1 protein-coding gene is annotated in these 216 nt (G+C 67.1%); it reads right to left on the reverse strand.

Annotated features, from left to right (window positions below):
- The coding region (locus ACCC97_RS28930; protein ID WP_413336427.1) for a hypothetical protein at positions 1-216 on the reverse strand (216 nt) is incomplete at both ends.

Below are 216 nucleotides of genomic sequence, written 5' to 3' on the forward strand. Positions count from 1 at the left end.
GCCGATCTTGCCGGCGATGCCCAGGTTCAGCCCCGGCTGGATCGACGTCGCCAGGCCGGCGGCATTCCGGGTGGCCAGCGCCTGGGTCAGCGCCAGGATGTTCGTCTTGTTCAGGCTGGAATTGGTGCCGATGACCGCATTGTTGCCCAGCGCGCTCTGCCACTGCACGCCGAAGTTCGCGGCCTTGTTGGCGCTGACCTCGACGATGAGCGCCTC

This window comes from Variovorax sp. Varisp85, from assembly GCF_047304045.1.
GTDB lineage: Bacteria > Pseudomonadota > Gammaproteobacteria > Burkholderiales > Burkholderiaceae_C > Variovorax.